This is a genomic window from Methylobacterium sp. J-077 (assembly GCF_022829365.1).
GTDB lineage: Bacteria > Pseudomonadota > Alphaproteobacteria > Rhizobiales > Beijerinckiaceae > Methylobacterium.
The window spans coordinates 175,163-188,916 of record NZ_JAKSYJ010000196.1 but is presented as its reverse complement, the minus strand read 5'-3'; the positions used below and the strand labels follow the sequence as shown (position 1 = coordinate 188,916).

Here is a 13,754-nt window from a genome sequence, read left to right as displayed (position 1 = left end):
GCGGTCTCGAAGGGGGTCACCAGGGACCGCCAGGCCGGCTGGAGGTCTCCTTCGAGGGCTTCGCCGCGCTACGCCACCTCAGAATGAGGGAGAGGTTTGGAGCTCTGTGGTCTCGAACCGCAAGCGCGTGCCCTATCGCGGGATCCGCAGGATCCGCGGGCGCCAGATCCCCAGGGCGACATTGGCGGTCGCCACGGCCAGCAGCACCCAGAGCGTGCCGCGCTCGCCCTCGAGCGAGCGGGCCAAAGCCGCGGGATCGAGGAGGCCGGCCAGCGCCCGGGCGCTCTGCTCGGCCTCGCGCTTCATCGGCCCCTGCACGTAGACCAGGCCGCCCTCGAACATCAGGACGCCGGTGGCGAGCTTGATCCAGGCCCAGCCGGCGTTGAGGTAGGCGCGATTGAGCGCCATCGCCAGCAGGCCGGACATCAGGGTCACGGCCAGCGACGGCAGGAAAATCCAGGTGGCGACGGCGCCCATGGCGCCCCGGATCGCGGCATAGCCGGGCAAGGCGGCCGGCGCCGGGGCGAGGCTGACCAGGACCACCAGGGCCGCCATCGCGCCCAAGAGGCCGGCGGACCCCATCGTGTGGAGGAATTTCAGCAGGCGTCGCACGGCGTCTCGGCCCCCGGCCCGGTCGGCGCCAGCTTAGCGCCGGAACATCGGGACGGGAGCGGGCCCGAACGTCGCGGCCGTTCTCAGCTGCGCAGGCCCGGCGCCTCCTGGCCGGTGCGGGCGACATACTCGGTGTAGCCGCCGCCATACTGGTGGATGCCCTCCGGGGTCACCTCCAGCACCCGGTTCGACAGGGCCGCCAGGAAGTGACGGTCGTGGGAGACGAACAGCATCGTGCCCTCGTAGGCGCCGAGCGCCGCGATCAGCATCTCCTTGGTGCCCATGTCGAGGTGGTTGGTCGGCTCGTCGAGCACCAAAAAATTCGGCGGGTCGTAGAGCATCAGGGCCATCACCAGCCGGGCCTTCTCGCCGCCCGAGAGTACCCGGCAGCGCTTCTCGACATCGTCGCCGGAGAAGCCGAAGCAGCCGGCCAGCGCCCGCAGCGAGCCCTGCCCCGCCTGCGGGAAGGCGTCCTCCAGGGTCTGGAACACGGTGCGGTCGCCGTCCAGCAGGTCCATGGCGTGCTGGGCGAAGTAGCCGAGCTTGACGCTGCCGCCGACCGTGACCGAGCCGTCATCCGGCGCGGTGGTGCCGGTGACGAGCTTCAGGAGCGTCGACTTGCCGGCGCCGTTGATGCCCATCACGCACCAGCGCTCCCGGCGGCGCACCGAGAAGTCGAGCCCCTCGTAGATCGTGCGGCTGCCGTAGCGCTTGTGGACACCTTTCAGCATCACGACGTCGTCGCCGGAGCGCGGCGCCGGCTGGAACTCGAAGGCCACGGATTGCCGCCGCCGGGGCGGCTCGACGCGCTCGATCTTGTCGAGCTTCTTCACGCGGCTCTGGACCTGGGCGGCGTGGGAGGCCCGGGCCTTGAACCGCTCGATGAAGGCGATCTCCTTGGCGAGCATCGCCTGCTGGCGCTCGAACTGCGCCTGCTGCTGCGCCTCGTTCAGCTTCCGCTGCTCCTCGTAGAACGCGTAGTCCCCCGAGAAGGTGGTGAGCGCGCCGCCGTCGATCTCGATCACCTTGGTGACGATGCGGTTCATGAACTCGCGGTCGTGCGAGGTCATCAGCAGGGCGCCGTCATAGGCCTTCAGGAACGATTCGAGCCAGATCAGGCTCTCGAGATCCAGGTGGTTGGACGGCTCGTCGAGCAGCATCACGTCCGGGCGCATCAGGAGGATGCGGGCGAGCGCGACCCGCATCTTCCAGCCCCCCGAGAGGGTGCCGACATCGCCCTCCATCATCGCCTGGCTGAAGCTGAGGCCGTCGAGCACCTCGCGGGCGCGGCCCTCCAGGGCGTAGCCGTCGAGCTCCTCGAACCGGGCCTGGACCTCGCCGTAGCGCTCCACCAGGGCGTCCATCTCGTCGGCGCGGTCCGGATCGGCCAGCGCCGCCCCGAGCTCCGCCAACTCGGCCGCCACCGCGCTCACCGGCCCGGCCCCGTCCATCACCTCGGTGACGACGCTGCGCCCGGCCATCTCGCCGACATCCTGGCTGAAATACCCGATGGTGATGCCCCGGTCGGCGGAGACCTGGCCCTCGTCGGGTTGCTCCTGGCCGATGATCATCCGGAACAGGGTGGTCTTGCCGGCCCCGTTCGGGCCCACGAGCCCGATCTTCTCGCCCCGCTGGAGGGCGGCCGAGGCCTCGATGAAGACGAGCTGCCGCCCGTTCTGCTTTGTGATTTTGTCCAGGCGTATCATGAAGGGCGGTTGCCGGGTCCGGGGAAGGTTTCTTCAGGCCGCTTACGGCATGGATCGAGACGGCGCAAAGACGGAGCCGGGATCGCGGGCGGCCGGGTGCCTCACGCAAGCGTGGTCGGCTCTCGGGAGCCAAGTCCAGGCTGCGCCGTTGTGCCCCGCGCCACGCCTTTGGTTGGGCATCATCTTTTTCTAAATGAAGGCGCATACCTTTCGGGCCGATGCCCTTGGGACGAGGACCACGATGCTGTTCGGTTGGTGGAAGACGAGCCTCGACATGGCCATGCTGGGCCTCGAGGCTCAAGGCGTGATCGCCCAGCGTATGGCGATGTTCGCGGTGGGCGGCCCGGCCGCGCAGCTCGAGGCGCAGCGCATGGTTACGGAGAAGATCATGGCGGCGAGCGAAGCGGCCCTGATGGTCGCCTCGGGCGCCTCGAACGGCAAGGTGATCCGCAACTACCGCCGGAAGGTCCAGGCCAACGCCAAGCGGCTGAGCAAGAGCTGATTTCTCCCAGGTCGGAGGTTCTCCGACCGGCTCCGCACTCAGGAAAGAAGCCGCGCCGCTTCTCCTTGCCGAGACAGCAGCACTACAGCCGCCCGGTCGAACGAGACAAAGGTCTCGCCGCCGAGACAGCGGCCTTCATGGGCGATGACACCGTCGGCGGAGTCGCCGCCGGCCTCGAGCAACCCGAGCCCGGCTTCTACGGCGGGCCGGTTCATGGTGACGTTCCCGGTCTCGAGCAACGCGCGCAGCGCGGATGCCACATCCGCGGTCGCGAGCTTGGCCCCGCGCCGGAGGATCCAGACCAGCTCGCACAGGCACGGCAACGGGATCGCGATCGTGGTCGCATCCGTGAGCAGCTTCCGCGCCGTGCGGCCCTGCTCAGGATCGTCCATCAGAATCGCCCGGGCCAACACGTTGGTATCGACGGCGATGTTCATGGGTCGTCCGGCGCGCCGGACCAGCCCGCTTCAGCAATGGCGTTCATCGCCTCGATCGTCAGCGGCTTATCCAGCGTCACTTTTCCATCGAGGGCATGGAGGAACTTGTCGATCGTGCCAGATGGCCGGGCCGCCCGCACGCGCAACTCACCACCGGGCAGTTTCTCGAAGTCGATTCGCTCCCCAGGCTTGATGCCGAGGTGTCGTAGCAGGTCACGTTTCAGGGTGACCTGTCCTTTCGCCGTCACGGCGAGGGACGCCATCGCGCACTCCATGAGTCGGACTGGATCGAACGGGAATGCGAAACGACATGCGCGTCAAGCCGGCAGCCCTGTCGCCAGGATGCCGGAGGGGGGCCAGAAGGTTCCGGCCGAGCCCTTCGCTGGAGCCGCTGGTGAAAGATGACGCTGGACGGGGAGCTTTTGCCGTCCTCGCTTCGCTACGCTCGCGGAAGCCCTGAGCCAGCCTCAGTTATCCGCCGTGCGGAAGGTATCGCAGGCCTTGGTCTGGCCGCTCTTGTAGCCGGCGGTGAACCAACGCTGGCGCTGGGCTGAGGAGCCGTGGGTGAAGGAATCTGGCACCACGTAGCCCTGCGAGCGCTTCTGCAGCGAATCGTCGCCGATCTGGGCGGCGGCGTTCAGGGCCTCGTCGATGTCGCCCTGGTCCAGCTCGGCATATTTGTCGTTGGAGTTCTTGGCCCAGACACCGGCCAGGCAATCGGCCATCAGCTCGATCCGCACCGACAGGGCGTTCGCCTCGGTCTTGCTGGAGGCCTGCTGCTGGCGGGCCTGGACCTTGCCGAGGATGCCGAGCACGTCCTGGACGTGGTGGCCGACCTCGTGGGCGATGACGTAGGCGTAGGCGAAATCGCCCTTCACGCCGAACTTGGTCGCCATCTCCTTGAAGAAGCCGGTATCGAGATAGACCTTCTTGTCGAGCGGGCAGTAGAACGGCCCCATGGCGGCCTGGGCCGAGCCGCAGCCCGAGCGGGTGCCGCCGGTATAGAGCACCAGGGTCGTCGGGGTGTATTGCTTGCCGGTCTGCTGCGGCAGGATCTGGCTCCACACGTCCTCGGTGTTGCCCAGGATTTTTGACGCGAACCGGCCGCTCTCGTCCGTGGGCGCCTGGCGCCGCTTGGACTGGGTCTGCGGGTCGGCCTGCTGCTCCTGCTGGCCGCCGCCGCGACCGATCTGCTGGGCGCCGCCGATCAGGATCGCCGGGTTGATGCCGGTGAAGTAGCCGATGATCAGCAGCACCACGATGGTGCCGATCCCGAGGCCGCCCGCGCCGCCGCCCGGGAAGCCCATGCCGCCACCGCCGCCCTCACCGCGGCGATCCTCGACGTTGTCGGAGCTGCGTAGATCGTCCCAGCGCATGGTACCGCCCTGATGCCGCGCCTGCCGCCGGGCAGGGCGCGGTCCTAACTGTGCATCGCCTATGTCCGAAAGCCGGCAGACACCGTTCGGGACGAAGCTCTAATGACGGGAGGGAACGCCCGGTTCCGCGCCCACGGTCAAGCTTTTCCGTCGAGCAGGGCGCGCAAGGACCGGAAATCCCGCCAGGCCAGGCGCTTCTGCACCGGCTGACGCAGCAGGAAGGCCGGGTGGAGGGTGGCGAGCAGCTTCGCCTCGCGGCTCGGCAGCTTATAGGGGAACAGCCGGCCGCGGGTTCGCAGGATGCCGTCCTTGGTGCCGGTCAGGGTCTGGGTCGCGGGCGCACCGAGGCAGACGATCACCTCCGGGTCGACCAGCTCGATCTGGCGCTCCACGAACGGCCGGCACACCGCCACCTCCTGGGGGGTCGGGTTGCGGTTGCCCGGGGGCCGCCAGGGCACGATGTTGCCGATATAGGCGCTGGTCCGGTCGAGGCCGACCGCCGCCATCATCTTGTCGAGGAGCTGGCCCGAGCGGCCCATGAACGGCTTGCCGATCCGGTCCTCGTCGGCCCCCGGCGCTTCGCCCAAGAACATCACCCGGGCCTCGGGGTTGCCGTCGGCGAAGACCAGGTTCTTGGCGGTGAAGCGCAGCGGGCAGGCGTCGAAATTCGCCAGGATCTTTTCCAGCTCGTCCAGGCTCTTGGCCTCGCGCGCCCGGGCGCGGGCGTCGCTCGCCGCCTCGTCCGGCTGGGCGCTCGCCGCCCGCCCGAAGGTCCGGGCCGGCGCCGCCGGCGGGGGCGAGCCCGGAGGCGGCACGAGCGAGTTGGACGAGGCAACGGGCCGGGGGGCCGCGGCCGGGCGCCGGGGCGCCCGCAGAGTCGGGGCCGGCGTGTCGGCCTCGCCGAACCGGTCATGCGGCTGCTCGTCGAGGACCGCGTCGGCGCCGGCCTCCACGTGGAAATCGAGATAGGCGATGAGGTCGGCTTGCGCGTCGTTGGGGCTCGGCATGCTGATCAGCATGTGGGGCGCTCGATGCCTGTGGACAACTCTTGAAACCCGCTCGACGACAAGGACTTGCGTGACCGAACGGCGCGGCCCCAGGCGCCGTGCCGCGCCCGCCGGTTACCGCTGAGTCGCCCCGAGCCCGTCCGCATTCCCCACCCATGCGGCATAGGGGAGCTTTCCCTCAAGTCCGGGCCTCAGCACCTTGCCTTTCTAGCTTGGAATCGCTTGAGACGGCAGAACATCATGCCGACCCGGGAACGGATCGGGCATAGCGACAAGAAAACAGGAGGCTCGACGATGGCGCTGCCCGAACGCGAAAGCATGGATTTCGACGTGGTCGTGGTCGGCGCCGGCCCGGCCGGGCTCGCCACCGCGATCCGCCTGAAGCAGCGGGCGGCCGAGATCGGCGAGGAGATCTCCGTCGTCGTGGTCGAGAAGGGCTCGGAAGTCGGCGCCCACATCCTGTCGGGCGCGGTGATCGACCCGAACGGCCTCGACCTGCTGCTGCCGGACTGGCGCACCGATCCGGAGCGGCCGCTGAAGACGCAAGTCCAGCGCGACGAGTTCATGATGCTCACCAAGAACAGCGGCGTCACACTGCCGAACGTGTTCTTTCCCAAGCTCATGTCGAACCACGGCAACTTTGTCGGCTCGCTGTCGAACGTCTGCAAGTATCTGGGCGTCCAGGCCGAGGCGCTGGGCGTCGAGATCTATCCGGGCTTCCCGGCCGCGGAGGTGCTGTACGACGAGGCCGGCGCGGTGGCGGGCATCGCCACGGGCGATCTCGGGATCGGCAAGGCGGGCGAGCCGCGCGACGACTACACCCGCGGCATGGAACTGCGCGGCAAGTACACGGTGTTCGGCGAGGGCGCCCGGGGCAACCTGACCAAGGGGCTGATCCAGCGGTATGCCCTCAACCGGCACAGCGACCACTTCAAGTACGGGCTCGGTGTGAAGGAGCTCTGGCAGCTGCCGGATTCAACCTTCGAGCCGGGGCTGGTGCGCCACACCATGGGCTGGCCCCTGCCCAACAAGGCGGGCGGCGGCTCCTGGCTCTATCATTTCGACGACAACCTGCTCTCGGTCGGCTTCGTCACGCACCTGAACTACGAGAACCCGACCCTGTCGCCGTTCGAGGAGTTCCAGCGGTTCAAAACCCATCCGCTGATCGCCGAGACTTTCGCGGGTGCCAAGCGCATCGGCTACGGCGCGCGGGCGATCATGGAGGGCGGCTGGCAATCGGTGCCCAAGCTGGTCTTCCCCGGCGGCTGCCTGGTCGGCTGCTCGGCCGGCTTCGTCAACGTGCCGCGGATCAAGGGCTCGCACAACGCGGTCCTGTCCGGGATCCAGGCCGCGGACGCCATCGCGGACGCCCTGAAGGCCGGCCGGGCCGGCGACGAGCTCACCGCCTACGAGGCCGGCTGGCGCGACAGCCCGATCGGGCAGGACCTCAAGGCGGTGCGCAACGTCAAGCCGCTCTGGTCGCGCTACGGCACCCTGGTGGGCGTCGGGCTCGGCGGCATCGACATGTGGACCACCAGCCTGCTCGGCACCTCGCTGTTCGGCACGCTCAAGCACGGCAAGCCGGACCATGCCTGCCTCAAGCCGCTCTCGGAGGTGACGCCGATCACCTACCCCAAGCCCGACGGCAAGCTGACCTTCGACCGGCTCTCCTCGGTCTATCTCTCGAACACCAACCACGAGGAAGACCAGCCGCCCCACCTGAAGGTCCGGGACATGGAGCTGCAGAAGCACTCCGAGCACGACGTCTACGGCGGCCCCTCGTCCCGCTACTGTCCGGCCGGCGTCTACGAATGGGTCGAGGATGCCGCCGCCAGCGACGGCGTGCGCTACCAGATCAACGCGCAGAACTGCGTCCACTGCAAGACCTGCGATATCAAGGACCCGAACCAGAACATCGACTGGGTGACGCCGGAGGGGCCGGGCGGGCCGAACTATCCGAACATGTGAGGACCCTCCCGTCCGATCTGGACAATCCGCACAATCCGCACGAGATTGTGCGGAGACGGAGGGCTGCCGGGATGGCACGGGATTCCGCGGCCGGGCGGGATACGCTCGACATCCGATCCGACGACGTTCTGGCCGTGCTCCGGAGGCGCAATCCGGAGGCGGAACCGGAAGCGTTGAGACACATCGCAGGCTTGATGGCCGCGGTCGGCCGAGCCGTGGAGCAAGGCGATGCCGTCCGGGCCATGCACGCCGTGCTGGATCACCTCAAAGCGGAGGGATCGGTCCCGGGATCGAGCGAGCCCGGTGATGAAAAGCCGCGGAGGCTCATCCTGAAGCCGCTCGGCGCTGTCGAACTGAGCCGCGGAGCGGCACCGGGCGAGACGACCGATCGTCGGGACGGCCTGAAGCGGCTTGCGGCCTATGCGCTTCCGCTGAAGCTCGAGGACTGGGCCGGCCCCCTCGCAGGCGCAAGCGACCTTGCAGCCCGTCTCGGGATCGCGCGCTCCACCCTGCAGGATTGGCGGCGCAGCGGCGCGGTCGTGGGCTTGCTGAAGGGGACGCGCAAGCACCTGTTTCCGCTGGCCCAGTTCGTCGATGGCCGTCCAGTCGCGGGGCTCGCCGAGGTGCTGGCGATCATCGGTGATCCGCGCACCGCCTGGCTCTGGCTGGTCGAGCCCTACGCGCGCGGCGGATCGCCGCTCGAAGACCTGAAGCGGGGACGGGTCGCTTCCGTCATCGATGCGGCCCGCGATGACTTCGCGTGAGCCGAGGCTCGATCACGCGGTCCTCGCCAGCCTCGCCATCGCCTTCCAGCCGCTCGGCTACTACCGCGTCACGCCCCTGGCATACCGATCGACGCCCCTCGGCATGGGGTTCGGGCGGTCGCGCTTCTCCAGTCCGGACGACGGCTTCAAGGTCCTCTACCTCGCCGTGGACCTGGCGACGGGCGTTGCCGAGACGCTGATCCGCGATCGCTTCGAGAACCGTCGCCGGCGCCGGATCGGCGCAGCGGAGATCGCCCGCTGGGGCGTGACACGGGTGAGCGAATCCAGCCCGTGACCGTCATCGACCTGCGGACCACCGGCCTGCTCCGGCTCGGCATCTCGACGGATGCCGGCCGCGCCAAGGCCCATCGCTACGGCCCGCATCTCAGTCGCGCGATCCACGAGACGAGCGATGCGGACGGCCTCCTGTACGGCTCGCGCCTCACCGGCGCGGTCTGCTGCGTCGTCTATGACCGCGCCGTCCCGAAACTTGAAGCGGAGCCCGTCACGGAACTCCTGCAGCACGCCGCTCTCACCACCGTGCTCGGCAGCTTGGCCGTCGAACTCGTGATGCCCGCCTGAGACCATCCGGTCCCCCCGCGCCATCCTTTCGCCTTGCGGGGCTGGCGGGATGCGTTCAGTGTCCCCAGCGATTTTCGGGAACGCCCCGCCATTCCCGCGCCCGGCCCCCGAGGGCCCGGCGCCCAGGAGCCGCGATCGGTTCATGATGACAACACGCGCCCGCCGGAGCGTCTCGGCGCTCGCCCTGATGCTCGCTGCCGGTCTGCCCCAGACCGTCCTGGCCGCCCAGCCGCGCGAGTCGGCCCCGCTGCTCGAATACGAGCCCGCGGAATCCCTGGAGGGCAACTTCCTGTCCGCCTACATTGCGGGGGCCGCCCGGGACACGGCGGCGGCGGCGAGCTTCTACCGCGAGGCGGTCAAGGCCGATCCGCGCAACGCCGAGCTGGTCGAGCGCGCCTTCATCTCGCTCTTGGCCGACGGCGCCCTGCCGGACGCGTTCCGGGCCGCCGAGAAGCTGATCGCGCGCGATCCCACCAACGGGCTCGCCAACCTCTCGCTGGGGGTGCGCCAGATCAAGGCGGGCCAATGGGCCGCCGCCCGCCAGAACTTCTCCCGCAGCGGCCGGGGCGCGGCGACTGACCTGACCGCGACGTTGCTCACCGCCTGGTCCTATGCCGGCGCGGGCGACGGCAAGAAGGCGCTGGAGACGGTCAACAAGCTTCGGGGCGAGCGCTACTACAACACCTTCCGGGACTACCATGCCGGCCTGATCGCCTCGGTGATCGGCGACAACGCCGAGGCCGAGCGGCGCCTCAAGGCGGCCTACGAGGCCGACCGCAACACCCTGCGCATCGTCGACGCCTATGCCCGGATGGAGGCGAGCCTCGGCCGCACCGACCTGGCGATCCAGGCCTATTCCGACTTCGACCAGCTCTCGCCCCGGCACCCGCTGGTGCGCGACGCCCTGGACAAGCTCAAGGACGGCAAGCCGCTGGCCCGGCTGATCGGCACCGCCCAGGAGGGCGCCGCCGAGGTACTGTACGGGCTGGGTTCGGCGGGCTCGACGCAGGGCGACGAGCTGCCCGCGGTGATCTACCTGCGGCTGGCGCTCTACCTGGCCCCGGACCACGCGCTCGCCCGGCTGACGCTGGCCGACACCCTCGACCGGATGAAGCAGACCGAGCGGGCCAACGAGGCCTACGCGCAGATCCCCGCGACCTCGCCGCTCAAGCTCAACGCCGACATCCAGATCGGCCTCAACCTGGAGCAGATGGGCAAGGGCGACGAGGCGCTCGCCCATCTCGACGCGGCCATGAAGGCGCACCCGGACGACATCGACGTGATCACCGCGCTGGGCAACGTCCAGCGGGCGCGCAAGAAGTATGAGGAGGCGGCCGCCACCTACACCCGTGCCATCGACCTGATCGGCGACCGGCCGCTGGCGAACTACTGGACGACCTTCTACTTCCGCGGCACCGCCTACGAGCGCGCCAAACAATGGCCCAAGGCCGAGGCCGACCTGAAGAAGGCCCTCTCCCTGGTGCCGGCGAGCCAGCCGGCCGCCAAGGCGCAGGTGATGAACTACCTCGGCTATTCCTGGGTCGACCAGAAGATCAACATCGACGAGGCGTTCAAGCTGCTGCAGCAGGCCGCGGATGCCAGCCCCCGGGACGGCATGATCGTCGACAGCCTCGGCTGGGCCTATTACCGCCTCGGCCGCTGGGACGACGCGGTGCGCGAGCTGGAGAAGGCGGTCGAGCTGAAGCCCGGCGACCCGACCATCAACGACCACCTCGGCGACGCCTATTGGCGCTCGGGCCGACGCCTCGAGGGCAAGTTCCAGTGGCAGCATGCCAAGGACCTGAACCCCGAGCCGGACGACCTCGCGCAGATCAACGAGAAGCTCAAGGACGGCCTGCCGGACACCGACAAGCCGACCGCCACAGCCGAGACCACGCCGGCCCCGGTCGCCGCCCCGCACAACGCCGAGAACCCGGAACTGCCCAAGGGGGCGCCCCAGCCCCACGAGGCCCCGGGCGCCGCCGACAAGGCCAAGAAGTCGGGGGGCTGACGCCCCCTTTGCGGGTTCATCCTCTCCGGACCGGCAAGACTAATTTGTCGGCCGGCTCATAAAAATCGACGGGCGTTTTCGTCCGGTTTGACGCACAGTGCTGCCGCTGCTCGTCGGGCGGCCGCGCCGTGCGACCGCGTCCGCGCGAGACCGGCGCGGCAGGACACCGCGAGGCAAAATTCCCGTACGATAACAGTCGGCGGGTGGGCGGGCGCCGTGCCCGCGGAGCCAGGGAGGAACGCCCATGCCGTCAGACATCGAGATCGCCCGCGCCGCGACCCTGAAGCCGATCGCGCAGGTCGCTGAAACGCTCGGCATCCCGGATACGGCGCTCCACAATTACGGCCGGCACATCGCCAAGCTCGACCACGGCTACATCGCCGGGCTGGAGGGCAAGACGCCCGGAAAGCTCGTGCTGGTGACGGCGATCTCCCCGACGCCTGCGGGCGAGGGCAAGACCACCACCACGGTGGGGCTGGGCGACGCCCTGAACCGCATCGGCGAGAAGACCATGATCTGCCTGCGCGAGCCCTCGCTCGGGCCCTGCTTCGGCATGAAGGGCGGGGCGGCCGGCGGCGGCAAGGCGCAGGTCGTGCCGATGGAGCAGATCAACCTGCACTTCACCGGCGACTTCCACGCCATCACCTCGGCCCACAGCCTCGCGGCCGCCCTGATCGACAACCACGTCTACTGGGCCAACGAGCTCAACATCGACGTGCGCCGCATCCATTGGCGCCGGGTCGTCGACATGAACGACCGGGCGCTGCGCCAGATCACCCAGTCGCTCGGCGGCGTCGCCAACGGCTTCCCCCGGGAGGACGGGTTCGACATCACGGTGGCCTCCGAGGTGATGGCGGTGTTCTGCCTCGCGCGTGATCTGGCCGACCTGGAGGAGCGCCTCGGCCGGATCGTCATCGCCGAGACCCGCGACCGCAAGCTCGTCACCCTCAAGGACGTGAAGGCCACCGGCGCCATGACGGTGCTGCTCAAGGACGCCCTGCAGCCGAACCTGGTGCAGACGCTGGAGGGCAACCCGGCCCTGATCCATGGCGGCCCGTTCGCCAACATCGCCCATGGCTGCAATTCGGTGATCGCCACCCGGGCGGGCCTGCGGCTCGCCGACTACACGGTGACCGAGGCCGGGTTCGGCGCCGATCTCGGCGCGGAGAAGTTCCTGGACATCAAGTGCCGGCAGGCGGGCCTGACGCCCTCGGCGGTCGTGGTGGTGGCCACGGTCCGCGCCCTCAAGATGCATGGCGGCGTCGACAAGAAAAACCTCGGGGGCGAGAATATCGGCGCCCTGGAGAAGGGTTTTGCGAATCTGGCCCGGCACGTCACCAACCTGCGCGGCTTCGGCCTGCCGGTGGTGGTGGCGATCAACCACTTCTACGCCGACACCGATGCCGAGCACGCCAAGCTCAAGGAGCTGTGCCGCGAAAAGCTCGACGTCGAGGCGATCACCTGCCGCCACTGGGCCGAGGGGGGCGCCGGCGCCGAGGATTTGGCCCGGGCCGTGGTCAAGCTCTCGCAGGACGAGCCGGCACCGATCCGCTACGCCTACGAGACCGAAGCGCCGCTCACGGAAAAGATCCGGGCGATCGCCACCAAGCTATACGGCGCCGCCGACGTCCAGATCGAGACCAAGGCCGCCCAGAAGCTCGCCACCTTCGAGAAGGACGGCTACGGAAACCTGCCGATCTGCATGGCCAAGACCCAGTACTCGTTCTCCACCGACCCGAGCCTGATGGGCGCCCCCGAGGGCCACGTCGTCGGCGTGCGCGACGTCCGCCTCTCGGCGGGCGCCGGCTTCGTGGTGGCGATCTGCGGGGAGATCATGACCATGCCGGGCCTGCCCCGGGTCCCGGCCGCCGACACGATCCGCCTGGATGCCGACGGGCAGATCGACGGGTTGTTCTGAGCGGGAGCGCTCGGGCTGCGCCTCTGCAGGCAATGATGTTCACACATCGCCTTCCGCAGGCCGCGACGCGTTCCCTCTCCTGTTCGGGCTGCTGAATTCCCGTATCGGTGCGGCAGCACGGGCGCAGGATGAAGCGCAGGTCCCCCCTCCCGTGCGGGCTTGCGGATTCACACATGGGATCGGCAGACTACACGGGAAGCACCGCGGCTTTCCCTCCCCCCTCTGCGGGGGAGGGTGGCCCCTGCGTCAGCAGGGGTCGGGAGAGGGGAACCCGGCTTCCGGAAATGACGCGACCGGCATGACGGGCGAAGTCCCGTTCTGCACGGTCGCTCCCCTCTCCCGACCCTCGCTGACGCGAGGCCCACCCTCCCCCGCAGAGGGGGGATGGAGACGCGCTTGGGGTTAGCCTTAGTCCTCATCCGGCAGCGATGTGTGAACATCGTAGCCCGCACGGGAGAGGGGGCCCGCGCCTCGTTCGGCGACGTGTGAATCCAGTCGCACCTTCTGAGAAGGACTGCCTTACTGCTTCAAGTCGCACGTTTTCAGCTGAGCTGGCTCGGTCTACTGGGAAGCCCCTCACAGGGCCTTGCGATAAGCAGAAACATCAGTCGAAATCGGCGCCTTGCGCGAGGTCGCGCGCGCGGGGGAACTCCACCGCCACGTCTTCGACGCCTGCCGGTTGGCCCGAGATTTCGATGATGAAGACCGGTTCTTCAGCCGCAACCTTCTTGGCGCAGCCGGTATGGTGTTCGAACTCTTGGTTGTTGAGGGTGGCGATCGTCATGGGCGGCTTTCCCACCTCGGCGCAGCTCCGCAGCAAGGCTACGCCGACGATTTTCAGCCTTCAAGGCTCACCGAGACCGAGCCGGGT

Annotated in this window: 14 protein-coding genes; 7 read left to right on the top strand and 7 right to left on the bottom strand. The window is 68.8% G+C overall.

Annotated features, from left to right (window positions below):
* Positions 1–132: 132 nt before the first annotated feature.
* Together MKL11_RS23530 and MKL11_RS23525 are read right to left on the bottom strand one after the other, a co-directional pair.
* Entirely contained in the window at positions 133–612 is a 480-nt protein-coding gene (locus MKL11_RS23530; RefSeq protein WP_243947763.1) for a hypothetical protein, read from the bottom strand.
* Positions 613–695: 83 nt separating this feature from the next.
* Entirely contained in the window at positions 696–2,318 is a 1,623-nt protein-coding gene (locus tag MKL11_RS23525; protein ID WP_243947761.1) for an ABC-F family ATP-binding cassette domain-containing protein, read from the bottom strand.
* Between the two features lie 241 nt (positions 2,319–2,559).
* Here MKL11_RS23525 and MKL11_RS23520 point away from each other — a divergent pair, with 241 nt between their 5' ends.
* Entirely contained in the window at positions 2,560–2,820 is a 261-nt protein-coding gene (locus MKL11_RS23520; RefSeq protein WP_243947760.1) for a hypothetical protein, read from the top strand.
* Between the two features lie 38 nt (positions 2,821–2,858).
* Here MKL11_RS23520 and MKL11_RS23515 read toward each other — a convergent pair whose 3' ends face one another.
* From MKL11_RS23515 to MKL11_RS23500, 4 genes are all read right to left on the bottom strand, one after another.
* Positions 2,859–3,257: a type II toxin-antitoxin system VapC family toxin gene (locus MKL11_RS23515; protein ID WP_243947759.1), complete on the bottom strand. Its 399-nt coding sequence runs from the start codon at positions 3,255–3,257 to the stop codon at positions 2,859–2,861.
* Positions 3,254–3,520, bottom strand: coding sequence for an AbrB/MazE/SpoVT family DNA-binding domain-containing protein (locus MKL11_RS23510; RefSeq protein WP_243947758.1), 267 nt, complete (start codon positions 3,518–3,520; stop codon positions 3,254–3,256). The genes MKL11_RS23515 and MKL11_RS23510 overlap by 4 nt, the downstream gene beginning before the upstream one ends.
* Before the next feature lie 204 nt (positions 3,521–3,724).
* Entirely contained in the window at positions 3,725–4,633 is a 909-nt protein-coding gene (locus MKL11_RS23505) for a neutral zinc metallopeptidase (RefSeq protein ID WP_243947757.1), read from the bottom strand.
* A 137-nt stretch (positions 4,634–4,770) separates the two neighbouring features.
* Complete coding sequence (locus MKL11_RS23500; protein ID WP_243947756.1) at positions 4,771–5,652, bottom strand: uracil-DNA glycosylase family protein; 882 nt, start codon at positions 5,650–5,652, stop codon at positions 4,771–4,773.
* 282 nt (positions 5,653–5,934) lie between these two features.
* On the opposite strand from MKL11_RS23500, the gene MKL11_RS23495 reads away from it, so the two are divergent.
* From MKL11_RS23495 to MKL11_RS23470, 6 genes are all read left to right on the top strand, one after another.
* On the top strand, positions 5,935–7,608 hold the full coding sequence (locus tag MKL11_RS23495) for an electron transfer flavoprotein-ubiquinone oxidoreductase (protein ID WP_243947755.1): 1,674 nt from the start codon (positions 5,935–5,937) through the stop codon (positions 7,606–7,608).
* A gap of 71 nt (positions 7,609–7,679) precedes the next feature.
* A complete protein-coding gene (locus MKL11_RS23490) occupies positions 7,680–8,372 on the top strand; it encodes a hypothetical protein (RefSeq protein WP_243947754.1) in 693 nt (230 codons plus the stop codon).
* Positions 8,359–8,667 carry an RES domain-containing protein gene (locus tag MKL11_RS23485; RefSeq protein WP_243947753.1) on the top strand — a complete coding sequence of 103 codons (309 nt, stop codon included), beginning with the start codon at positions 8,359–8,361 and terminating at the stop codon, positions 8,665–8,667. Before MKL11_RS23490 ends, MKL11_RS23485 begins: the two co-directional genes overlap by 14 nt.
* A complete protein-coding gene (locus MKL11_RS23480; RefSeq protein WP_243947752.1) occupies positions 8,664–8,954 on the top strand; it encodes a hypothetical protein in 291 nt (96 codons plus the stop codon). Before MKL11_RS23485 ends, MKL11_RS23480 begins: the two co-directional genes overlap by 4 nt.
* Positions 8,955–9,096: 142 nt before the next feature.
* Entirely contained in the window at positions 9,097–10,965 is a 1,869-nt protein-coding gene (locus tag MKL11_RS23475; protein WP_243947751.1) for a tetratricopeptide repeat protein, read from the top strand.
* A 244-nt stretch (positions 10,966–11,209) separates the two neighbouring features.
* Entirely contained in the window at positions 11,210–12,883 is a 1,674-nt protein-coding gene (locus MKL11_RS23470) for a formate--tetrahydrofolate ligase (protein ID WP_243947750.1), read from the top strand.
* Positions 12,884–13,487: 604 nt separating this feature from the next.
* Here MKL11_RS23470 and MKL11_RS23465 read toward each other — a convergent pair.
* Complete coding sequence (locus tag MKL11_RS23465; RefSeq protein ID WP_243947749.1) at positions 13,488–13,667, bottom strand: hypothetical protein; 180 nt, start codon at positions 13,665–13,667, stop codon at positions 13,488–13,490.
* Positions 13,668–13,754: the final 87 nt, after the last annotated feature.